Below are 20,822 nucleotides of genomic sequence, written 5' to 3' on the forward strand. Positions count from 1 at the left end.
CTTCGGGCTCGGTCAGCGGAGCCCGCAGCCTAGCGAGCGGCGCCGGCCGGCGACGAAGGGATTACCCCAGCTCGCTGCCCTTGGTCTCCGGCAGCGTCAGGATCACGGCGAACGCGATCGCGGCACCGGCGGCGACGTACCAGAAGTAGAGCGTCGGCGAGATCGCGCCGAACACGGTGATGAGCAGGGGAGCGGTCCCGCCGAAGATCGCGACGGTCAGGTTGTACCAGGCGCCGATCCCCAGCCCGCGCAGCTCGGTGGGGAACAGCTCGCTCATGATGGCCGGCGCGATCGACGTCATCGCCGTGTACAGCCCGAGCCCGACGCAGAACACGACGAGCAGGCCGCCGAGGTTCGGGCCGATCAAAGTGGACAGTGGCACGATGACGACCGCGGTGGCACCGGACCACACGAGCAGCTGCGGCTTCCGCCCGACGCGGTCCGCGAGCGCGCCCATCGGGTACTGCAGCGCGATGAACAAGGCCGTGCCGACCGAGAGCGCGAGGAACACGGCATCGGCGTCGGCGTGCCGGTTCTTCACTGCGAACGACGTGAGCGCGCTGAAGAACGTGTAGTAGCAAAGCGTCGAGAGCATGGAGAACCCGACGAGCCGGACGACGGCCTTCGGGTGGTGCGTCAACGTGGTCAGCAGCGGCCGCTCGAGTTTCCGCGCCTTGGTCTTCGTCTGCTCGAACAGCTCGGTCTCGGCGAGGCTGCGGCGCAGCCACAGCCCGACCAGGCCGAAGACGCCGCCCAGCAGGAACGGCAGCCGCCAGCCCCAGGACGCGAGCTGCGCCTTGTCCAGCGTCCGCGCGAGCACGAACCCGAGCACGGTCGCGACGAGCACCGCGGAACCGGTCGAGATGTAGAAGAACGCCGAGTACCGGCCCCGCCGCTCCGCCGGCGCGATTTCGCCCAGGTAGGCCGACGCGTTCGACACTTCGCCGCCGAGCGAGAGGCCCTGCGCGATCCGGGCGAGCAGCAGCAGGAGCGGCGCGAGCCAGCCGACCTGCGCGAACGTCGGCAGCACGCCGATCGCCACCGAACCGCCCGCCATGAGCAGGATGGTGAGGATCATGGCCGGCTTGCGGCCGCGGGTGTCGGCGAAGCGCCCGAGCAGGATGCCGCCGAGCGGGCGGAAGAAGAACGCGAGCGCATAGGTGGCGAACGTGTTGATCAGGGCGAGGGTGTCGTTGCCGGAGGGGAAGAACGCCCCGGCGAAGTAGATGCTGAACGTCGCGTAGATCGTCCAGTCGAACCACTCCAGCGCGTTGCCGGCACTCGCCGCGAACAGCTTGCGCACGGGCAGCCGGTGCTGAACCTGCACGGTCATGGCAGCCTCCACGTCCCCCGAAGGTGGACGCGACTTTGCCACATCCCACCCCAGTACGAAAGATCCCCACCATCCCTTTCCGCACCCCACCCCGCCATCCCCAGACACGCAAGCCGACCCTCTAGGTACGCGAGTCGTCCACCTGGGTACGCGTGTCGTCCGCCCAATCACACGTGATGCCCCTTCAATCACGCGAGATGCCCGCTCAATCACGAGTCGTGCCCGTCAAAGCACGCGAGATGCCCGCCCAATCACATGAGATCCGCCCCCGAGCACGCGAGTCCCGCCCTCGATCACGCGCGATCGACCTCCAGCCACGCACGTCGGCCCCGCCCGCCGACGCATCCTGGAGGCGGAACCCGCCGCGCGACCCGGATCAGGCCGTGCTGGCCAGCGCGAACGGGAGCACCGCCGGCGCCCCGGCCCGCCGGAGCAGCCGGGTTGCCAGCGTCATCGTCCAGCCGGTGTCGATGACGTCGTCGACCAGCAGGATCGGCCCCGCCGGCAACGTCGCGGCCAGGTCGGCCGGCATGCTCAGCCGCCGCCACAGGTCGGCCAGCCGTTGCGCGCTGTTCGCCTGCCGCGGTGGCGGGCCGTCCGCGTCGAGCGCGCCGAGGAAGTCCAGCTTGCCGATGTCCGCCAGCCGCGTCGCCAGGCTGTAGACGAGCTTCGGCCGCGTCGACGACGGCACGGCGACCACCGCCACCGGCCGCTCCGACCATTGCCACCCGGCCAGTACCTGGACACACGCCTTGAACACCGAGTCGGGCACGTCCGTGTCCTGTGCCGCCGGGCCGACGAGCTCCCGCAGCCGGTTGCCCCAGCCGACGTCCGTCAGCCGCCCGAGGACCTGGCCCGGCTCGGCCTGGTCGTCGGCGCCGATCCGGCCGGAGACCGGGACGTCCAAAGAGGACATCCCGGTGGGCCACTGCTTCCGCGGCGCGACCTCGACTCCGGGACGCTGCAAGCGTTCCCGCGTCGCGTCGACGACCTCGTCGGCCACCGACGTGTCCCAGTACTGGCCGGTGCAGTTGTCGCACCGCCCGCACGGGGTCGCCTCGGGATCATCGAGCTGGCGCCGCAGGTACTCCATCCGGCAGCCGTCGGCCGCCAGGTAACCGAGCATCGCCTCCTGCTCGCGGTCACGCGCTTCCGCGACCCGCTGGTAGCGGCTGCGGTCGTACTGCCAGTCTTCGCCCGTGCTCTCCCAGCCGCCCTTCACACGCCGGACCGCGCCGTCGACGTCCAGGACCTTCAGCACCATTTCCAGGCGGGAGCGGGAAAGCTCCACCGACGGCTCGAGCGCGGCCGTCGAAAGTGGACGGTCGGCGTAGGCGAGCGAGTTCAGCACCTGCGTCACCCGCAGCTCGTCGGGGAATGCCAGCGACCCGAAGTACGCCCAGATCGCCCGGTCCTCTTCCCCGGGCAGCAGCACGACTTCCGCGCGCTCCACACCACGCCCGGCACGGCCGACCTGCTGGTAGTACGCGATCGGCGACGACGGCGCGCCCAGGTGCACGACGAACCCGAGGTCCGGCTTGTCGAACCCCATGCCCAGCGCGGACGTCGCGACCAGCGCCTTGACCCGGTTGCCGAGCAGATCGTCCTCGGCCGCCTGCCGGTCGGCCGGGTCGGTCTTGCCGGTGTAGGCCGCCACCGGGTAGCCGCGATCCTTCAGCAGCGACGCGACGTCGTGCGCCGCCGCGACCGTCAGCGTGTAGATGATTCCCGACCCCGGCAGCTCCGCCAGGTGCTCGGCGAGCCACGCGAGCCGCGCCTGCGACGTCGGCAGCCGGCACACCGACAGCCGGAGGCTCTCCCGGTCGAGCGTGCCGCGCAGCACGAGCGTGTCGCCGCCGGTGCCCAGGCCCAGCTGCTCGGCGACGTCGGTGACGACCCGGTCGTTCGCCGTCGCGGTGGTCGCCAGCACCGGCACGCCGTCCGGCAGGTCGCCCAGCAGCGTGCGCAGGCGCCGGTAGTCCGGCCGGAAGTCGTGGCCCCAGTCCGAGATGCAGTGCGCCTCGTCGACCACCAGGAGCCCGGTGCTCGCGGTCAGCTTCGGCAGCACGTTGTCGCGGAAGTCCGGGTTGTTCAGCCGTTCGGGGCTGACCAGCAGCACGTCGATCTCGCCGGCCGCGACCGCCGCCTGGACCTGCTCCCACTCCTGCGGGTTCGCGGAGTTCATCGTCGCCGCGTGGATCCCGGCCTTCGCCGCCGCCGAGATCTGGTTGCGCATCAGCGCCAGCAGCGGCGAGACGATCACCGTCGGCCCGCTGCCCTGTTCCCGCAGCAGCGCGGTGGCCAGGAAGTACACCGCCGACTTGCCCCACCCGGTGCGTTGCACGACGAGCGCGCGACGCCGCTGCGCGACCAGGGCCTCGATGGCCGTCCATTGGTCTTCGCGCAGCTTCGCCGAATCGCCGGCCAGGGCCCGGAGGAGGGTCTCGGCGCGTTCGCGGAGTGCTGGGGTGGTGCTGGTCGTGTCCACGCCCCACGTCTACCCCATGGCACCGACGAACCGGGAATCGGCGGCGTCGCGAACGGACCGTTCGTGTCGAATACCGGCCGTAATGTGATCTGAATCACAAACTTCGCACGGTCGGGCGAGGTGTGCTGCTGGACCGGACGGCCCGCGGGTCCGGTGTATAGGCTCGGGTCCCATGTCACCACGGCGGATCGGGGTCATGGGCGGCACTTTCGACCCCGTGCACCACGGCCACCTTGTCGCGGCCAGCGAGGTCCAGTCCCGGTTCGGGCTCGACGAAGTGATCTTCGTTCCCACCGGCCAGCCCTGGCAGAAGACCGACCGCCAGGTCACCAAGGCCGAGGACCGCTACCTGATGACGGTCATCGCGACCGCGTCCAACCCGGTCTTCTCGGTCAGCCGCGTGGACATCGACCGCGCCGGCCAGACCTACACCGTCGACACCCTGCGCGACCTCCACGCCGAGTACCCCGACGACCAGCTCTACTTCATCACCGGCGCCGACGCCCTCGAGCAGATCCTCACCTGGCACAAGGCCGAAGAGCTGTTCGACTTCGCGCACTTCATCGGCGTCACGCGGCCCGGTTACCGGCTCAACTCGCACCACCTGCCCAGCGGGAAGGTGAGCCTCGTCGAGGTCACCGCGATGGCGATTTCGTCCACTGGCTGCCGCGACCGCGTCGAGCGCGGGGAGCCGGTCTGGTACCTCGTTCCCGACGGCGTCGTCCGCTACATCACCAAGAAGGATCTGTACCGGAAGAGCGACTGAAGCACCGCTGGTCGCGGCGGGTACTCTTCTCGGGCGAACCCGATCCGAAAAGGAGCACCGTGACAGCCACGTCCGAGGCACGAGAGCTGGCCGTAGCGGCCGCACACGCGGCGGCGGACAAGAAGGCCAGCGACGTCGTCGTGCTGGACGTGTCCGAGCAGCTCGTCATCACCGACGCCTTCGTCATCGCCTCCGCTTCCAACGAGCGCCTGGTCGGCGCGATCGTCGACAACGTCGAGGAGAAACTGCGGGAGAGCGGGCACAAGCCGGTCCGCCGCGAAGGCGCCCGCGAAGGCCGCTGGGTCCTGCTCGACTACGTCGACGTCGTCGTGCACGTCCAGCACGTCGAGGAGCGCACGTTCTACGGTCTTGAGCGGCTCTGGAAGGACTGCCCGCGGATCGAGGTGGCCGGCCTCGAGGAGCCGCCCGCCGATGAGGACGCGGACGCCCGGTGAGCCCGCGGCGGCTGGTGCTCTGGCGCCACGGCGAGACGGACTACAACGCCGCCGGGCGGATGCAGGGTCACCTCGACTCGGCGCTGACCCCGGTCGGCTGGAACCAGGCCCGCTTCGCCGTCCCGGCACTGGCCCGGTTCTCACCGGACCTGGTAATCGCCTCCGACCTGCGCCGTGCCACCGACACCGCCACCGTGCTCACCGACGCCATCGGCGTCCCGCTGCGCATCGACAAGCGCCTGCGCGAGACGCACCTGGGCGAGTGGCAGGGGAAGACCGGCGCCGAGGTCGACGCCGAGTACCCCGGTGAACGCGCCCGCTGGCGCACCGACGCGACCTGGGCGCCGCCGGGCGGCGAGAACCGCCTCGACGTCGCCGAGCGCGCCGGCGAGGTCGTCTCCGACCTGCAGCAGGCCAACTCCGACGTCGGCGACACCGTCCTGCTGGCCGCGCACGGCGGGCTGATCATCGCGCTCACGGCCGGTCTGCTGAGGCTGCCGGTCGAGATCTGGCCGTCCCTCGGCGGGATCGCCAACTGCCACTGGGTCGAGCTCGGCCTGCGCGACGGCAAGTGGCGGCTGCACGCCTACAACGCGGGGATGACCGGCTAGCCGATGGGGCCACGCCTGCTGGTGTTCGGCGATTCGCTGAGCTTTCACGGCCCCGAGGGGCCCTGCGCCGCGGACGAGCCACGCCTGTGGCCGAACGTCGCCGCCGCGGCCGTCGGCGGCACCGCGGAGCTGGTCGCGGGGATCGGCTGGACCGCCCGCGACGTGTGGTGGTCGCTGACCGGCGACCCGCGCGTCTGGGCCGACCTGCACCACGCGGACGCCATCGTGCTGGCGATCGGGAGCATGGACACGCTGCCTTCGCCGTTGCCGACCTACCTGCGCTCAGGACTGAAGTACCTGCGGCCCGATCCGGTGCGACGCGTGGTGCGCAAGGCTTATCTCGCCGCGCAGCCGCGGTTGTCGGTCGCGTTCCGCGGCCGTCCCAGGGTGCTGCCGGTGAAGCTCACCGTGCAGTACCTCGACAACGCCGTGGAAGCGTTGCGCGTCCTGCGTCCCGAGCTGCCGATCTTCGGGATGCTGCCGTCGGTGCACCGGGCCGCGGCCTACGGCGGGGTGCACACCGCGCGTCCGGCCGCCGAGGCCGCGATGCGGGCGTGGGGCGAGCGCGCCGGCGTTCCGTTGCTGGACTTGAAAGAGGTCGTCGGCGAGCACGTCCTCAGCGGCGCGGGCAACCCCGACGGCATGCACTGGGGCTGGGCGGGACACGCCGCGGTGGGCCAGGCCATGTCCGTGTTGCTGGCGCCGGTGGCGGCCCGCGGCCACGTAGGCTGACGGCGTGTCGGTCGCCGTAGTCACGGATTCCACCGCCCACCTGCCGGAGGGGTTCGCCGAACGGCACGAGGTCCGGGTGGTGCCGCTGCACGTCCTGGTCGACGGCGTGGTGTCGCTCGACGGCGTGGAGACCGGCCCGGCGGCGGTCGCCGAGGCGATGAGCCAGCGCAAGATCGTCACGACGTCCCGGCCGACCCCGGCCGAGTTCGCGAAGGAGTTCCGGGCGGCGTTCGCCGACGGCGCGGACGCGGTCGTCTCGGTCCACCTTTCCCGCGAGCTGTCGGGCACGTGGGAAGCGGCGGTGCTGGCGGCCCAGGAGGTCGGGCCGGACCGGGTGCGCGTGGTCGACTCGCGCACGACCGCGATGGGCCTCGGGTTCGCCGCGCTGCACGCCGCGGACGCCGCGGCAGCCGGAGCGGATCCGAAGGCGGTCGAGGCGGCGGCGATGACCGCGGCCAAGTGCTCGTCGACGTTGTTCGTCGTGGAAACCCTGGAGTACCTGCGCCGCGGCGGCCGGATCGGCCCGGCCGCGGCGCTGCTCGGGACGGCGCTGGCGGTGAAACCGGTGCTGCACATGTCCGACGGCCGGATCCTGCCGCTGGAGAAGGTCCGCACCATGAACCGGGCGATCGCGCGGCTGGTCGAGCTGGCGGCCCGGGCCGCGGACGACGACGACGTCGAGCTCGCCGTCCACCACCTGGCCTCGCCGGACCGGGCGGTCGAGCTGGCGAACCGGCTGGAGGAGGCGGTGCCCCGGTCGGGGGGCTGCGTGGTCTCCGAGCTGGGCGCGGTGATCGGCGCGCACACCGGGCCCGGGGTGCTGGGCGTGGTGGTGCAGCGCACGATCCCGGCCAGGCCGGACGCCTGACCCTCCAGCATCTCATCCGGGTACGACGAAAACGGCCGTACCCGGACCGGGCCGGCGGGATCCATCCACAACACCCCGGTTGTCCACAGGACGCGGCGGCGCCCCTGTCGACGCCTCCCCGCGACCCCTAACGTCGATCGTGTGTTCGAGCAGCCCGCCCGGGATCCGGGCCTCCCCGTCAACGACCGGCTCGCCTGGCTGGCCGACCAGCTCTCGCCCGACGCGAGCACGGTCGGGCCGGGTGGCCGGCTGGTCCGGCGCTGGCTGCCGGGCGGAGCGACCGGCGCGGGCCGTCGCCGCTGGGCGATAGGCGGCGTCTTCGCGGTCGTCGTGCTGCTCGTCCTCGGCTCGGTCGCGCTGCTGGGCGGCCGTCCGGCACCCGAGCCACCGCCTCCGCTGCCGAGCGCGAAACCCGCGGGTGAAGCGGCGCCGCCGCCGAAGGCCGGTCTCGTCGTCAGCGTGATCGGCCGCGTCCGGTCGCCCGGCCTGGTCACCGTGCCCCAGGGCTCGCGGGTCGCGGACGTCCTGCGGGCGGCCGGGGGAGCCGACCCCGGCGCGGACCTCAGCGCGGTGAACCTCGCCCGCAAGGTGACCGACGGCGAACAGCTCGCGGTCGGGATCCCGGCACCCGCCCCGCCACCCGGCGTCCCCGAAGGCGGCGGGAAGGTCGACCTCAACGCGGCGAGCCCGGACCAGCTGGACACGCTGCCCGGTGTCGGCGAGGTGATGGCCAAGCGGATCGTCCAGTGGCGCACGGAGCACGGCGGATTCACGAAGGTCGAGCAACTGCGCGACGTGGACGGCATCGGCGAAAGCAAATTTGAGAAGCTCCGGGGGCAGGTGACGGTCGGATGAACACGCTTCCCGCGACCGACGCCCGGCAGGACATGCGGCTGGTCCCGGCGGCCCTCGCGTGCTGGCTCGCCGCCCTGGCCGGGCTGCTGTTCGGCTGGTGGACGGCGGTCGCCGTCGGGCTCGCGTCGGCGGTCCTGGCCGGCTTGGTGCTCTGGCGGGCCCGTGGCCGGTCACGAGCGCTCGGCGCGGCAGCGGCGCTGCTGGTGCTGGGCCTGGTCGCCGCCGGCCCGGTCGCCTGGCGGATTCGCGACGCCGAGCAGGACGCCCTGCGCGCGGCCGCGGCCCAAGGGCTGCCCGCGACGCTCAGGGTGGTCGTCGCGGAACGGCCGAGGCCGGTGCGGAGCGCGGGCTACGCCGATCAGCAGGCAGGCGCCCGGTCCGTGGTGCTTTCCGCCGACGTGCGTACGGCGTCCGTCGACGGGCAGCCCGTCGGGTCGTCCGGGCGGGTCCTGCTGCTCACACCGGTCGCGGCGTGGGCGAGCATGTTGCCGGGCCAGGAGGTTTCAGTGGCGGGCCTGCTGATGCCGCCGCGTGGGCCGGACCTCACCGTGGCGGTGCTGTCCGTGCGCGGTCCGCCTGGCGAGCCGGGTCCGGCGCCGTGGTGGCAGGAGGTCGCGGCCGGGCTGCGAGCCGGCTTGCACGACCTGAGCCAGACCCTGCCGGAGGAGCCCGCGGGCCTGCTGCCGGGCCTGGTCCTGGGCGACACGAGCGCGTTGTCACCCCGGGTCGAGCAGGAGTTCGTCACGGCGGGCCTCGCTCACCTGACCGCGGTCAGTGGCGGAAACCTCGCCGTGGCGTGTGGTGCGGTCCTGCTCCTGCTGCGAGTGCTACGGCTGGGCCCTCGGTTGTCGGCCGTGGCGGCCGGGCTGTGCCTGGTGGGATTCCTGGTCCTGGTCGGCCCGGAACCGAGCGTGCTGCGTGCCGGGGTCATGGCGGCGGTCGCGTTGCTCGCCTTGGCACTGGGACGGCGGGGTTCGGCGCTGCCCGCGTTGGCCTTCGCGGTGTGCGTGCTGGTGGTGGCGGATCCGGCGATGGCCACGGACTTCGGGTTCGCGTTGTCGGTCTTCGCCACGGCCGGGCTCGTTCTGCTGGCCCCGCGCTGGGCCGGGGTGCTGGTCCGTCGTGGCGTCCCACCGGGTTTCGCCGAAGGGCTGGCGATACCGCTCGCCGCCTTCGTGGTGACGGCGCCCGTACTGGCGGGGATGGCCGGCACGGTGAGCCTGGTGTCGGTGGTGACCAACATCCTCGCCGCGCCCGTCGTCGCCCCGGCCACGGTCCTCGGGGTGCTGGCGACGGTCGCCGGGCCCTGGTGGCCGGGCGCAGGGACGTTCCTGGTGCACCTCGCCGGTCCGGAGGCCGAGTGGCTGATCTTCGTGGCGCGGCACGGCGCGAGGGCACCGGGCGCGGTCGTGGCCTGGCCCGGCGGCTGGACGGGTGCGCTGCTCGCGGCGGCGGTACTCGCGGTCCTCGTGTTCGCGGTGCGGTACCGGCGGATCCGGGTGTTCCTGGCGATCCTGGTCGTCGGTGCGCTGCTGGTGTTCGTGCCGGTGCGGGTGCTCGCACCAGCGTGGCCGCCGCGGAGCTGGGCAATGGTCGAGTGTGACGTCGGCCAGGGTGACGCGGTCGTGCTGGCGACGTCGGAGCCGGGGCGGGCGGTCGTGGTGGACACCGGGCCCGAGCCGGGGCCGGTGGACGAGTGCCTGCACCGGCTGTCGGTCGACCGGATCCCGTTGCTGATCCTGAGTCACCTGCACGCCGACCACATCGGCGGGCTCGCGTCGGTCTTCGACGGCCGGTCGGTCGGCGGCATCGCCGTCGGGCCGGGGCGTGCGCCGGACTGGGCGTGGCGGCAGGTCGCCGCGGAGGCGTCCCGTGAAGGGGTGCCGCTGGTGGAGCTGAGCCCGGGAGAGCGGGTCGACCTACCCGGTCTGGTGCTCGACGTGCTCGGGCCGCGCTACGTGCCGTCTCGCTCGGCTGTCCAGCAGGACGGCACGACGATCAACAACAGCTCGGTCGTCCTGCGGGCGGAGACGGCGGCCGGTCGCGTGCTCATGACGGGTGACGTCGAACTGGCGGCCCAAGCCGATCTCCTGGCCGATGTCGGCGACCTGAAAGCGGAGGTTCTCAAGGTGCCACACCACGGTTCGCGCTACTCGCTGCCGGCGTTCCTCGCCGCGGTGGCCCCTCGGACGGCGCTCATCAGCGTGGGCGCGGGCAACTCCTACGGCCACCCGAGCAAGTCCACAGTGGACACACTGACGGTGCTGGGAGCCCTGGTTACCCGGACCGACGTGGACGGTGACACAGCTGTGGTGCCGGACCCGTCAGGTCCGGCGATAGCCCGCCGGGGTGAGCCACGCGGCCCGCCTCACCGCTGACTTCCGTTGTCCCGCAACGCGTTCCCGCCGAGGCTGGCCCTGTGAGCGATTCAAGTGGCTGAGCGCCAGGTTCGCAGCCGCGGCTCTGGGCCCGCCGGCCAGGCGTGGTGAACGTGCGGTGCGCCCATCGCCGATCCCGGCGGGTCGTGGTGCTGAGACGAGTTCCCGCCTCGGCAAGCGGTGGCTCTCCGAGCGTGGGGTGCCAGTGGCTGAGCGCCAGGTTCGCAGCCGCGGCCAATATGACCCGCGACCGGGACCGTCAGGCCCGGCGACAGCCCGCCGGGGCAAGCCTGGCTCGCCCCGGCGGGGAGACTTCAGTAGCCGAGGGCCTCGTTCACGGCCGCGGCCGACGCCGGCACGGTCGCCTTCGGGCCCACGTGGTTCTCGATGGCGTCGAGGGTCTTGAGGCCGTCGCCGGTGATGAGGAGCACCGTCTCGGCGTCCGGGTCCAGCTTGCCCGTCTCGACCAGCTTCTTCGCCGTGGCGACGGTGACCCCGCCGGCCGTCTCGGTGAAGATGCCCTCGGTGCGGGCCAGCAGCCGGATGCCTTCGACGACCTCTTCGTCGGTGACGTCTTCGATCGAGCCGCCGGTGCGGTTGACGATGTCGAGCACGTACGGGCCGTCGGCCGGGTTGCCGATCGCCAGCGAGCGGGCGATGGTGTCCGGCTTCACCGGCTGGACGACGTCGTGGCCGGCGCGGAACGCGGCCGAAACCGGCGAGCAGCCGGTGGCCTGGGCGCCGAACACCTTGTACGGGCTGGCGTCCACGAGGCCGAGCTGGCCCAGCTCGCGGAAACCCTTGTCCACCTTGGTGAGCTGCGAACCGGAGGCGATCGGCACGACGATCTGCGGCGGGATCCGCCAGCCGAGCTGCTCGGCGACCTCGAAGGCGAGCGTCTTCGAGCCCTCGGAGTAGTACGGGCGGACGTTGACGTTCACGAAGGCCCAGCTCGGGTGCTCGCCGGCCAGTTGGGTGGCGAGGCGGTTGACGTCGTCGTAGTTGCCGTCGACGGCGATCAGGTCGCCGTCGTAGACCGCGGTGGTGAGGATCTTGGCGCGCTCGAGGGTCTTCGGGATCAGCACGACCGACTTCCAGCCCGCGCGGGCCGCGGCGGCGGCGACCGCGTTGGCCAGGTTGCCGGTCGAGGGACAGGCGAGCACCTCGAAGCCGAACTCGCGGGCCGCGGCCAGCGCGACGGCCACGACCCGGTCCTTGAACGAGTGCGTCGGGTTGCCGGTGTCGTCCTTGACCCACACGCGCTTGAGGCCGAGCGCCTTGGCCAGGCGGTCGGCGCGGATCAGCCGGGTGGCACCGGGCTCGGTGTTCGGGATCTCTTCGACGTTGGACGGAACCGGGAGGAGCTTCTTGTAGCGCCAGATGTTCTTGGGGCCGGCCTCGATGTCTTCGCGGCGGACGCGGCCGAAGTCGTAGGCGACTTCGAGCGGCGAGAAGTCTTCGGCCGAGACGAACTCGGGGGCGAGCGGCTGCCGGTGGCCCTCTTCCTTCGACACCAGTTCGACGGCCGGTCCGAGATCCGGGGTCTTGGTGGTGGAGGTCGTGCCGAGGGTTGCGGTCATCGCGAGGTTCCTTCCTCATCTGCCCCGCCGAAGCGGGCCGGAATTGGCACCGTGGTCGTCAGCTATCCCGCGATCGCGGGATGACAGGCTGTACGCCGGTTGCCGGGGCTTCGTCGGGCCGTTCCCTCTGCCCCTCTGGATGAGCGGTATTCAGTTGTCGGCGCGCACCGGAACGAGCGCTGCCTCGAAGACACCGTACGACATGGCACTCGAGCCGTGCCATGGTGCCCGCTCGACATCACCGGAGCGGGCGCACGATTGCGCAAGTGAGAGGATTCCGGGGTGACCGCGCAAGCCACCGCCCCGGCCCCGCTGCACCTGGTGCTGGGTGAGGAAGAACTGCTGATCGAGCGGGCCGTCCGCGACACGCTCGCCGCCGCCCGCGCGATGGACGCGACGGCCGAGCTGACGCGGGCGCGGGTGTCCGATCTCACAGCGCCTGAGCTGGCCGAACTGGTCAGCCCGTCGCTGTTCAGCGAGGGCCGGGTGATCGTCCTCGAGTCGGCGCAGGACATCTCGCAGGAGCTGTCCGACGCCGTTTCGTCGTACCTGAAGGACCCGGCGGACGGCGTCGTGCTCGTCGTCGTGCACACCGGCGGCGGGCGCAGCAAGGCGGGCAAGACCCTCCCGGCGGTGCTCAAGAAGGCCGGCGCCGAGGTGACGGAGTGCCCGAAGATGACCAAGCCCGCCGAGCGGGAGCAGTTCGTCCGCCACGAGGTGCGCCGGGCGGGCGGCAAGATCGACCCGGCCGGGGTCGCCGCACTCATCGACGCCGTGGGCTCCGACCTGCGGGAACTGTCTTCCGCGGCCACGCAGCTCGTGGCGGACGCGGGCGGCGTCGTGGACGCCGACGCGGTCCACCGCTACCACCGCGGCCGCGCCGACGTGACCGGGTTCGCGGTGGCCGAGAAGGCGGTGAGCGGTGATCGTTCGGCGGCGCTGGAGTCGCTGCGCTGGGCGATGCAGCTCGGTGTCCCGCACGTCCTGGTCGCCGACGCGCTGGCCGACGCGGTCCGCACGATCGCCCGCGTCTCCGGCGCGGGGCGCGGCAACCCGAACCAGCTGGCCGGTGAGCTGGGCATGCCGCCGTGGAAGGTCCGCAAGGCCCAGGGCCAGTCCCGCGGCTGGAACCAGGACGGCCTCGCCACGGCGATGCGGGTGGTCGCCCGGCTGAACGCCGAGGTCAAGGGCGTCGCGGCGGACCCGGGCTACGCGCTGGAGCGCGCGGTCCTGCAGGTGGCGGCGGCCAAGGGCGACCGCTGAGCATGAAGAAAGCCCCGGCCGAGGCCGGGGCTTCTCCAGAAATCAGTCGGTCAGCTCAGAGCGAGTTGACGCGCTTCGCGATCGCCGACTTCTTGTTGGCGGCCTGGTTGGCGTGGAGGACGCCCTTCGAGACGGCCTTGTCCAGCTTCTGGGCGGCGTCGCGCTGCAGCTCGACGGCCTTGGCCTTGTCACCGGAGTCAGCGGCTTCGCGGACCTTGCGGATCGCGGTCTTCACCGAGGACCGGATCGCCTGGTTGCGCTGACGCGCCTTCTCGTTCGTGGTGATGCGCTTGATCTGCGACTTGATGTTGGCCATGAGGCGCTCCTGCTTTCACTCGGTGAGATCCGCCGCCGCGCTCGAGTGGCCCCGCGAAAAGCGGGTTTCCTCCATGACGGAATGCCGCACGGCAACGAGCGTCAACCTTAACAGCCCAGCTCGGACCGCCCGCGACCGCGTCCGGCGAGGCGCGGATCACCGGGGGTACGGTGGACGGCGGTAGTGCCTAGGGTTCCGTCACCGGTCCGCCCCAGCCAGCAGGACAACCAGGAACCGGTGGGTCTGGTCCGAGCGGCACCATCGGCGGGTCCGGAAGGCCTGCCGTTCATCTGACGGGACAAAAGCCTGGAGGACCCGGGTTTTCGCGCGCGTGAAAACCCGTAAGGGGTCCTGTGAACACCACCGCTCTGTCCTTCGTCGTCGTCGCGGCCGTCGTGCACGCCGCGTGGAACCTCGCCGCCAAGCGGATCCAGTCCGGCGGCACCCAGTTCGTCTGGCTCTACTACACGGTTTCCGCCGTCGCCCTGCTGCCGGTGACGGCCGTGCTGCTGGTCGTCGAACCGCAGCGTCCACAGTGGAGCTGGCTGCTGGCCGCGGCGGGCACGTCGGTGCTGCACGTCGCGTACGGCATCGTGCTGCAGCGCGGCTACCGCGTCGGCGACCTCTCCGTCGTCTACCCCGTCGCGCGGGGCACCGGGCCGCTGCTGTCGGTGCTGGCCGCCGTCCTGGTGCTCGGCGAACGGCCCGGCTGGCTCGGCCTGCTGGGCGCGTTCCTGGTGATCACCGGGGTGCTCGTGATCAGCACCGGCCGCCGGGGCGCCGCCGCCCACGACCCGGCCGCCGCCAAGGCCCGGCGAGCCGGGATCTTCTACGGCGTCCTGACCGGGGCCGTCATCGCCGGCTACACGCTCTGGGACGCGCACTCGGTGACCGGTATCGGCATGCCGCCGATCGTCTACCTCGGCCTCGGCACGCTCATCCAGAGCGCTCTGCTGCTGCCGAGCGCGCGGTCCGGCCGTGCCGAGGTGACGCGGCTCTGGCGCGACCAGCGCCGCGAGGTGCTGATCGTCGGGCTGCTGTCGCCGATCGCCTACATCCTCGTGCTGTTCGCGCTGACGATGGCGCCGGTCAGCCTGGTCGCGCCCGCCCGGGAGCTGAGCATCGTGCTCGGCGGCCTCGCCGCGTGGCTGGTGCTGGGCGAGCGGGACGCCGTGCGGCGGCTGGCCGGGTCGGTCATCGTGCTGTCCGGCATCGCCGCGATTGCGGCGGCCTGAGCACCTCGGGTAGGGATGGTCGGATGGAAGTCCTGAAGAGCAGGCTGCTGATCCGCCCGCGGGACGTCGAGGCGACGACCGCGTTCTACCGCGACACCCTCGGCCTGGCCGTGGAGCGTGAGTTCCCCGGCGGCACCGTGTTCTTCCTCGGCCACGGCTCGGTGGAGGTCTCCGGCCGGGGCGAGGCGGGCGCGTCACCCGATCTGGTGCTCTGGCTGCAGGTGCGGGACCTGGCCGGCACGCTGGCCGAGCTGAAGGCGAGCGGCCTGACGCCGGTGCGGGACGCCCAGCGCGAACCCTGGGGCCTCGACGAGGCCTGGATCGCCGATCCGGACGGCACGCGCATCGTGCTGGTCGAGGTCCCGGAGGGGCACCCGATCCGCACGGACACCCGCTAAGCGGGCTTGACGGCGCGCAGCTGCGCGGCGAGCGCGGCGAAGCCGGGCGGTTCCCAGGTCCACGTCTGCAGGTCGGCGAAGCCCGCTTCGGCGGCTTCGTCGGCCAGGACGTGCCTGCTCACGGGCAGCCACTTCTCGTGGGCGGACAGCAGCAGCCGCCCGCCGGGGCGCAGGACGCGGAACAGCTCGGCGAAGCCGGCCGCGCGGTCGTCCCAGAGCATGACGTTGTTCACGGTCAGGACGACGTCCACGGACCCGTCGGGCTCGCCGGTGCCCGCCGCGGACCCCTCTCGCAGCTCGGCCCGGTCGCCGCAGCGCTCGTGGCACAGGGCCAGCATCTCGGGGGAGGGGTCGACGCCGATCGTGCGCCCGGCCAGCAGGGCGGCGGCGTGCAGGCCGACGCCGGGGCCGGGCCCGACGACCAGGACGGTCTCGTCCGGCTCGAGTTTCGCCAGGTCGACGACGCGGTGTTCGGTGGCGGAGTTGCCGCGGGCCATGACCCAGCCGCCGAGGCGGCCGAGCACGCCCGAAGGGTGACCGAAGGCACGGTCGAGGACACGGCTGAAACCGTCCGGATCCGGCTGGGGAGGTGGTGCCGGCTGGTGCGAAGTGCTCATACTTCGAGGGCACCACGGATCACGTGGGCTCGCATCGGGGATGACCCCCACCCGCACCCGGAGCGCCATGGGAGCATAGACGTGGCCATCCCCGACTTTCCGAGGACTCATTCGAGTGACAGCGCTCAACAAGTTCGCCGACACCACCTTCACGCCTCCGGAGCTCATCCGGAACTTCTGCATCATCGCGCACATCGACCACGGCAAGTCCACCCTGGCCGACCGCATGCTGCAGCTCACCGGCGTCGTGGAAGAGCGGGCCATGCGCGCGCAGTACCTCGACCGGATGGACATCGAGCGCGAGCGCGGGATCACGATCAAGGCCCAGAACGTCCGCCTGCCCTGGCAGGTCGACGGCAAGGACCACGTCCTGCACATGATCGACACCCCGGGCCACGTCGACTTCACCTACGAGGTCTCCCGGGCTCTTGAGGCGTGCGAAGGTGCGGTCCTGCTCGTCGACGCCGCGCAGGGGATCGAGGCCCAGACCCTGGCCAACCTCTACCTGGCGCTGGAGAACAACCTCCAGATCATCCCGGTGCTCAACAAGATCGACCTGCCCTCGGCCGACCCCGACAAGTACGCGGGTGAGCTGGCCCACATCATCGGCTGCGAGCCCGAGGACGTGCTGCGGGTCTCGGCCAAGACCGGCATGGGCGTCGGCGCGCTGCTCGACGAGGTCGTGAAGATGGTCCCGGCGCCGCAGGGCGACGCGGACGCGCCGGCCCGCGCGATGATCTTCGACTCGGTGTACGACACCTACCGCGGCGTCGTCACCTACATCCGGGTGGTCGACGGCAAGATCACCCCGCGCGAGCGCATCAAGATGATGTCCACCGGCGCCACCCACGAGCTGCTGGAAGTCGGCATCATCTCGCCGGAACCGAAGGCCAGCAAGGGACTCGGCGTCGGCGAGGTCGGCTACCTGATCACCGGCGTGAAGGACGTCCGCCAGTCCAAGGTCGGCGACACCGTGACGTCCGAACGCCACGGCGCCAAGGACGCGCTGGCCGGCTACCGCGAGCCGAAGCCGATGGTCTACTCCGGGCTGTATCCGGTGGACGGGTCCGACTACCCCGAGCTGCGCGAGGCGCTGGACAAGCTCCAGCTGAACGACGCCGCGCTCGACTACGAGCCGGAAACGTCGGTGGCGCTGGGCTTCGGCTTCCGCTGCGGCTTCCTCGGCCTGCTGCACCTGGAGATCACGCGCGACCGGCTCGAGCGCGAGTTCGGCCTCGACCTGATCTCCACGGCGCCGAACGTCGTCTACGACGTGGTGCTGGACGACGGCAAGGAAATCCACGTCACCAACCCGTCGGACTGGCCGACCGGCAGCAAGATCGACAAGGTGCTGGAGCCGCTCAGCAAGGTCAGCATCCTGGCGCCGTCGGAGTTCATCGGCACGATCATGGAGCTGTGCCAGAACAAGCGCGGCCAGCTGCTCGGCATGGACTACCTGTCCGAGGACCGGGTCGAGCTGCGGTACAACCTGCCCCTGGGCGAGATCATCTTCGATTTCTTCGACACGCTGAAGTCGCGTACGCGCGGTTACGCGTCGCTGGACTACGAAGAGGCCGGCACGCAGGCCGCGGATCTGGTCAAGGTGGACATCCTGCTGCAGGGCGAAGGTGTGGACGCGTTCTCCGCGATCGTGCACAAGGACGACGCCTACGCCTACGGCAACCGCATGGTGAACCGGCTGCGCGAACTGATCCCGCGGCAGAACTTCGAGGTGCCCATCCAGGCGGCCATCGGTGCCCGGATCATCGCGCGCGAAACGATTCGCGCGATCCGCAAGGACGTTCTGGCGAAGTGCTACGGCGGTGACATCTCGCGTAAGCGCAAGCTGCTGGAAAAGCAGAAGGAAGGCAAGAAGCGGATGAAGACCGTCGGCCGGGTCGAGGTCCCGCAAGAGGCTTTCGTCGCCGCACTGTCCACTGAGGACTCCGGCAAGAACAAGAAGTAAGTGTTCCGCTGATGTGACGCCGGCGCCGGTATTCACGCCTTCGAGTGAATACCGGCGTCGAACCCGCGTTCGACGCGGTTTCCGTCGGTGCTGTCTGGTTCGCTCTGGTGCGAAGAGTGAAAGGAGAGCACCATGACGGTCATGGCAGAAATCGAGCATCCCGCCGATTCGGGTCCCCTGACGGTGCAGGACCTCGAGGGGATGCCGGGTGACGGGCGAAGATACGAACTCATCGACGGGGTGCTCGTCGTGAGCCCCGCGCCGGGAAGACGACACCAGTCGATCGTCGCGAGACTGTGGAGGGTCCTCGAAGCCGAGTGTCCGCCTCGGTTCGACGTGGTTCTCGGCCCGTTCGCGGTGCACTCGGGCGACAAGATCGAACTGCAGCCGGACGTCCTGGTCGGCCGGGACGAGGACTTCACCGAGAAGGATCTCCCGGCGCCTCCGCTGCTGGCCGTCGAGGTGCTGTCGCCCAGCACGGCGATCTACGACTGGAACCTCAAGAAAGCGATCCACGAGCGGCTCGGCACGCACAGCTTCTGGGTGATCGACCCGGTCGAGCCGGCGCTGACGGTGTTCGAGCTGGACGTGGACGGGAACTACCAGCAGGTGGCCAAGGCCGCGGGTGACGAGGTCTTCGAAGCCGAGTGGCCGTTCCCGGTGCGGATCGTGCCGCGGGAGCTACTGGGCCGGCTCGGCTGAGCCCGGCTGCTCCTGGGCCTGGCGCACCGCGTCGCGCAGCTCTTCGACCACGCCGGCGAACTCGGCCGGTCCGAGCTTGAGCCAGCGGCGGGTGCTCACCCGCTCGCCCTGCGACGGGTGGTCATAGCGCACCACCTGGGTCTGGATCCGCTCGTCGGCGGCGGTGACGATCCAGAGCGCGGTGTACGACGTGTCGGCGCCGAGGTGCTGCGCGGGCGCGGTCGTGACGTCGGCGACTTCGGACCACGGCAGCTCACGGACGGTCAGGAGCCGCCGGAGGCGAAGCCCGGCCGGGCCTGCCTGGATCCCCGAGAGGGCGTTAAGTGCCATCACGACGCCGGCGACGGCGATGAAAACGAGGAGGAAGATGGCCTGAGGGACGTGACCCAGGGAGTAGGACACCCAGATCAGGGCGAGTCCGATGGCGCCGAGGACGACGGCGTTGCGCTTCGCGAGATGCCGGTGCGCCTCGGGAGGTGAGATGCGCTGCCATTCGCTCATGGCGGAAGTATGCCTGAGCGTCAGCGGCGCCGGAGGCGGGGTTCGCCGCGGGTGTCGGCGTGCAGCCTGCGGTGGCGCAGCTCGCGGCGGAGGCGGTCGATCACGGCGTCGAACAGGGCGGGATCGAGGATCGCGGTCTGCTCGAACTGCCGTCTTCGGGCCGGTGCCGGCTCGAGGCGCTTGCGCGGCGTGAAGCACTGCACCGAGCTCTCGACGCCCTCGCCGGTGACCAGGTCGAGCCAGATCGCGTCGCGCAGGTAGCCGTCGCCGAAGCGGGCCGAGCGGCGGGCGGTGACGTCGGCGATCTCCGCCCACGGCACGAGCCGGGTGCTCATCGTGCCCGCGGGCAGGCGGATGCCCTCGTCGCCGAGGGTGAGGTCGCGCAGCCCCTCGAAACCCCGCTTGAGCACGCGGGCCCGGGAGACCCGGTAGACGAGCACCGCGAGGAGCACCGTCGCCGCGTAGGCGCCGGCGGTCAGCCAGATGGACAGGCCGCGCACCAGTCCGAGGGCGAGAGCCGCACCGAAGCCCGCGTCGATGACGACGAGCAGGCCGATGAGGACCTTCGCCGGGATGGTGAGGCGGGGCGGGGACTCGGACAACGGGACGGCTCCTGCGCTGGACGGGGTTCAGCGGTTGCCGATTATCCGGTCCGCCGTCACGAACACGGCAACCCGCCGTTCGTCGGCCATCACGCGGTCGTACTCGTCCCAGTCGTCGTGGGTGCCGGTGGCGGCGATGAAGACGTCGCGAAGCAGCTTCGGCAGCCCGGCGGCGTCGAAGGCCGGGTCCGGGTCGTCCGGGCCGATCAGGTGGGTGGCGCCGGTGACGGAGTGCCAGTTCCAGCCGCGCCGGAACGTCACGGTGGCGTGCCCGGCCCGGCGCAGCAGCGCGAGCTTGTGCGCCTTGCCCATCGCGACGAAGGCGACGCCGGGTGCACCGGTCACCGGGTTCTCGAACACCCCGGCGTTGACCACGGAGGAGTGGACGGTGCCGTCCGCGCGCGTCGTGGAGATGGTGGCGAGGCCGTTTTCCTGCAAGGACAGCGTGCGAACCTGCTCGAGATCAACGCTCATGCCCCAAGCTAACCCGGTAGCCGCGTCCGGTGTTCCGGTTTCACCGGGTGGAGTGCGGCCTTGACTGTCCGCAGTGGCCGGGGAAACCTCGGTCCATGCGGCTCGGCATCGCGCACCACTTCGGGTGGGCAGTGGCAGTGACGGCGACGGCCGACCACCGGGTGGCGGACCGACGGCGGATCGAGCTGGTCGAGCCCGGGGTGGCGGCGGCCCCGATCCACCACGACGGCAAGGACCTCGACGACAACGCCGCGGCGGCCCTGGTGGCGAAGGTGCGCGCGTCGGCGGCCCGGGCGGCGTCGGCCGAGCTGGACCGGCTCGCCGCCGCGCTGCCCGAACCGATCGTGTCGATGTCGCTGAGGGCCTGGCCACCGGACTTCCCGGCCGACCTCGCCACCCAGCGCCGGGTGCCGTACGAGGCCCGCGCCGACTCGGTGATGTACCGCCAGGTCCTGGCCGAACTGGCCGAGGTCCGCGGCTGGGCGGTCCACCTGTACGAGGCCAAGGACGTGGAACACCAGGCGGCGGCCGTCCTGGGCTCGCGGGCCGACGAGGTCCTGTACGGCCCCCGGGCGGCGCTCGGTCCACCGTGGACCAAGGACCACCGGATCGCCTTGGCCGCGACGATCATGGCCGGGTGAGAAGCAAGGCCTCAGGCGCCCGCACAAGGCAGCCGGACCAC

21 protein-coding genes and 1 riboswitch are annotated in these 20,822 nt (G+C 71.4%); of the genes, 13 read left to right on the forward strand and 8 right to left on the reverse strand.

The genetic code is table 11. The features are described from left to right. Nucleotides 1-61 precede the first annotated feature (61 nt). Together ACIOD2_RS33235 and ACIOD2_RS33240 are read right to left on the reverse strand one after the other, a co-directional pair. Nucleotides 62-1,333, reverse strand: a complete 1,272-nt coding sequence (locus ACIOD2_RS33235; RefSeq protein WP_400547093.1) for an MFS transporter — start codon at nt 1,331-1,333, stop codon at nt 62-64. Nucleotides 1,334-1,709: 376 nt separating this feature from the next. Beyond that, nucleotides 1,710-3,821: a RecQ family ATP-dependent DNA helicase gene (locus ACIOD2_RS33240; RefSeq protein WP_400547096.1), complete on the reverse strand. Its 2,112-nt coding sequence runs from the start codon at nt 3,819-3,821 to the stop codon at nt 1,710-1,712. Between the two features lie 196 nt (nt 3,822-4,017). Here ACIOD2_RS33240 and nadD point away from each other — a divergent pair, with 196 nt between their 5' ends. From nadD to ACIOD2_RS33275, 7 genes are all read left to right on the forward strand, one after another. Continuing rightward, nucleotides 4,018-4,587 (forward strand): nicotinate-nucleotide adenylyltransferase, encoded by a 570-nt coding sequence (gene nadD / locus ACIOD2_RS33245; protein ID WP_400548866.1) that lies wholly within the window; start codon nt 4,018-4,020, stop codon nt 4,585-4,587. A 59-nt stretch (nt 4,588-4,646) separates the two neighbouring features. Beyond that, on the forward strand, nt 4,647-5,042 hold the full coding sequence (gene rsfS / locus ACIOD2_RS33250) for a ribosome silencing factor (RefSeq protein ID WP_323335992.1): 396 nt from the start codon (nt 4,647-4,649) through the stop codon (nt 5,040-5,042). Then, on the forward strand, nt 5,039-5,653 hold the full coding sequence (locus ACIOD2_RS33255; protein WP_400547101.1) for a histidine phosphatase family protein: 615 nt from the start codon (nt 5,039-5,041) through the stop codon (nt 5,651-5,653). Before rsfS ends, ACIOD2_RS33255 begins: the two co-directional genes overlap by 4 nt. Nucleotides 5,654-5,656: 3 nt before the next feature. Further along, nucleotides 5,657-6,385, forward strand: coding sequence for a diglucosylglycerate octanoyltransferase (gene octT, locus ACIOD2_RS33260; protein ID WP_400547103.1), 729 nt, complete (start codon nt 5,657-5,659; stop codon nt 6,383-6,385). A gap of 4 nt (nt 6,386-6,389) precedes the next feature. Then, on the forward strand, nt 6,390-7,253 hold the full coding sequence (locus tag ACIOD2_RS33265; RefSeq protein ID WP_400547106.1) for a DegV family protein: 864 nt from the start codon (nt 6,390-6,392) through the stop codon (nt 7,251-7,253). Nucleotides 7,254-7,394: 141 nt separating this feature from the next. Further along, complete coding sequence (locus ACIOD2_RS33270) at nt 7,395-8,108, forward strand: helix-hairpin-helix domain-containing protein (protein WP_400547109.1); 714 nt, start codon at nt 7,395-7,397, stop codon at nt 8,106-8,108. After that, complete coding sequence (locus ACIOD2_RS33275; protein ID WP_400547112.1) at nt 8,105-10,486, forward strand: ComEC/Rec2 family competence protein; 2,382 nt, start codon at nt 8,105-8,107, stop codon at nt 10,484-10,486. The genes ACIOD2_RS33270 and ACIOD2_RS33275 overlap by 4 nt, the downstream gene beginning before the upstream one ends. A gap of 314 nt (nt 10,487-10,800) precedes the next feature. Here ACIOD2_RS33275 and thrC read toward each other — a convergent pair whose 3' ends face one another. Further along, the gene (gene thrC / locus ACIOD2_RS33280) at nt 10,801-12,066 is read right to left on the reverse strand and encodes a threonine synthase (protein WP_323335983.1); all 1,266 of its coding nucleotides are present in this window, start codon (nt 12,064-12,066) and stop codon (nt 10,801-10,803) included. Nucleotides 12,067-12,078: 12 nt separating this feature from the next. Beyond that, nucleotides 12,079-12,212, reverse strand: a riboswitch (SAM riboswitch). A gap of 136 nt (nt 12,213-12,348) precedes the next feature. Between thrC and holA the strand changes: the two genes are divergently transcribed. Continuing rightward, the gene (gene holA / locus ACIOD2_RS33285) at nt 12,349-13,329 is read left to right on the forward strand and encodes a DNA polymerase III subunit delta (RefSeq protein WP_400547115.1); all 981 of its coding nucleotides are present in this window, start codon (nt 12,349-12,351) and stop codon (nt 13,327-13,329) included. Between the two features lie 55 nt (nt 13,330-13,384). On the opposite strand, the gene rpsT is transcribed toward holA, so the two are convergent. Continuing rightward, a complete protein-coding gene (gene rpsT, locus ACIOD2_RS33290; protein ID WP_400547118.1) occupies nt 13,385-13,645 on the reverse strand; it encodes a 30S ribosomal protein S20 in 261 nt (86 codons plus the stop codon). A gap of 353 nt (nt 13,646-13,998) precedes the next feature. Here rpsT and ACIOD2_RS33295 point away from each other — a divergent pair, with 353 nt between their 5' ends. Beyond that, on the forward strand, nt 13,999-14,880 hold the full coding sequence (locus ACIOD2_RS33295; RefSeq protein ID WP_400547121.1) for a DMT family transporter: 882 nt from the start codon (nt 13,999-14,001) through the stop codon (nt 14,878-14,880). Between the two features lie 23 nt (nt 14,881-14,903). After that, nucleotides 14,904-15,278, forward strand: coding sequence for a VOC family protein (locus ACIOD2_RS33300; protein ID WP_400547124.1), 375 nt, complete (start codon nt 14,904-14,906; stop codon nt 15,276-15,278). On the opposite strand, the gene ACIOD2_RS33305 is transcribed toward ACIOD2_RS33300, so the two are convergent. Then, a complete protein-coding gene (locus ACIOD2_RS33305; protein ID WP_400547127.1) occupies nt 15,275-15,895 on the reverse strand; it encodes a class I SAM-dependent methyltransferase in 621 nt (206 codons plus the stop codon). The genes ACIOD2_RS33300 and ACIOD2_RS33305 overlap by 4 nt on opposite strands. Before the next feature lie 115 nt (nt 15,896-16,010). Here ACIOD2_RS33305 and lepA point away from each other — a divergent pair, with 115 nt between their 5' ends. Both lepA and ACIOD2_RS33315 read left to right on the forward strand, forming a co-directional pair. Continuing rightward, complete coding sequence (gene lepA, locus ACIOD2_RS33310; RefSeq protein ID WP_400547129.1) at nt 16,011-17,861, forward strand: translation elongation factor 4; 1,851 nt, start codon at nt 16,011-16,013, stop codon at nt 17,859-17,861. A gap of 132 nt (nt 17,862-17,993) precedes the next feature. Next, complete coding sequence (locus ACIOD2_RS33315; RefSeq protein ID WP_400547131.1) at nt 17,994-18,563, forward strand: Uma2 family endonuclease; 570 nt, start codon at nt 17,994-17,996, stop codon at nt 18,561-18,563. Here the strand turns inward: ACIOD2_RS33315 and ACIOD2_RS33320 are convergent. Genes ACIOD2_RS33320 through ACIOD2_RS33330 form a run of 3 tightly spaced genes read right to left on the reverse strand, consistent with a single transcriptional unit; the run spans nt 18,543 to nt 20,140 of the window. Then, nucleotides 18,543-19,064 (reverse strand): PH domain-containing protein, encoded by a 522-nt coding sequence (locus ACIOD2_RS33320; protein WP_400547133.1) that lies wholly within the window; start codon nt 19,062-19,064, stop codon nt 18,543-18,545. The two genes, ACIOD2_RS33315 and ACIOD2_RS33320, sit on opposite strands and share 21 nt — an antisense overlap. Before the next feature lie 20 nt (nt 19,065-19,084). Then, on the reverse strand, nt 19,085-19,666 hold the full coding sequence (locus tag ACIOD2_RS33325) for a hypothetical protein (RefSeq protein WP_400547135.1): 582 nt from the start codon (nt 19,664-19,666) through the stop codon (nt 19,085-19,087). Between the two features lie 27 nt (nt 19,667-19,693). After that, nucleotides 19,694-20,140, reverse strand: coding sequence for a pyridoxamine 5'-phosphate oxidase (locus tag ACIOD2_RS33330; protein ID WP_400547137.1), 447 nt, complete (start codon nt 20,138-20,140; stop codon nt 19,694-19,696). A gap of 95 nt (nt 20,141-20,235) precedes the next feature. Between ACIOD2_RS33330 and ACIOD2_RS33335 the strand changes: the two genes are divergently transcribed. Then, nucleotides 20,236-20,781, forward strand: a complete 546-nt coding sequence (locus tag ACIOD2_RS33335; protein WP_400547140.1) for a hypothetical protein — start codon at nt 20,236-20,238, stop codon at nt 20,779-20,781. The last annotated feature ends 41 nt before the right edge of the window (nt 20,782-20,822 follow it).

This window comes from Amycolatopsis sp. NPDC088138, assembly GCF_044741685.1.
Taxonomy (GTDB): domain Bacteria; phylum Actinomycetota; class Actinomycetes; order Mycobacteriales; family Pseudonocardiaceae; genus Amycolatopsis.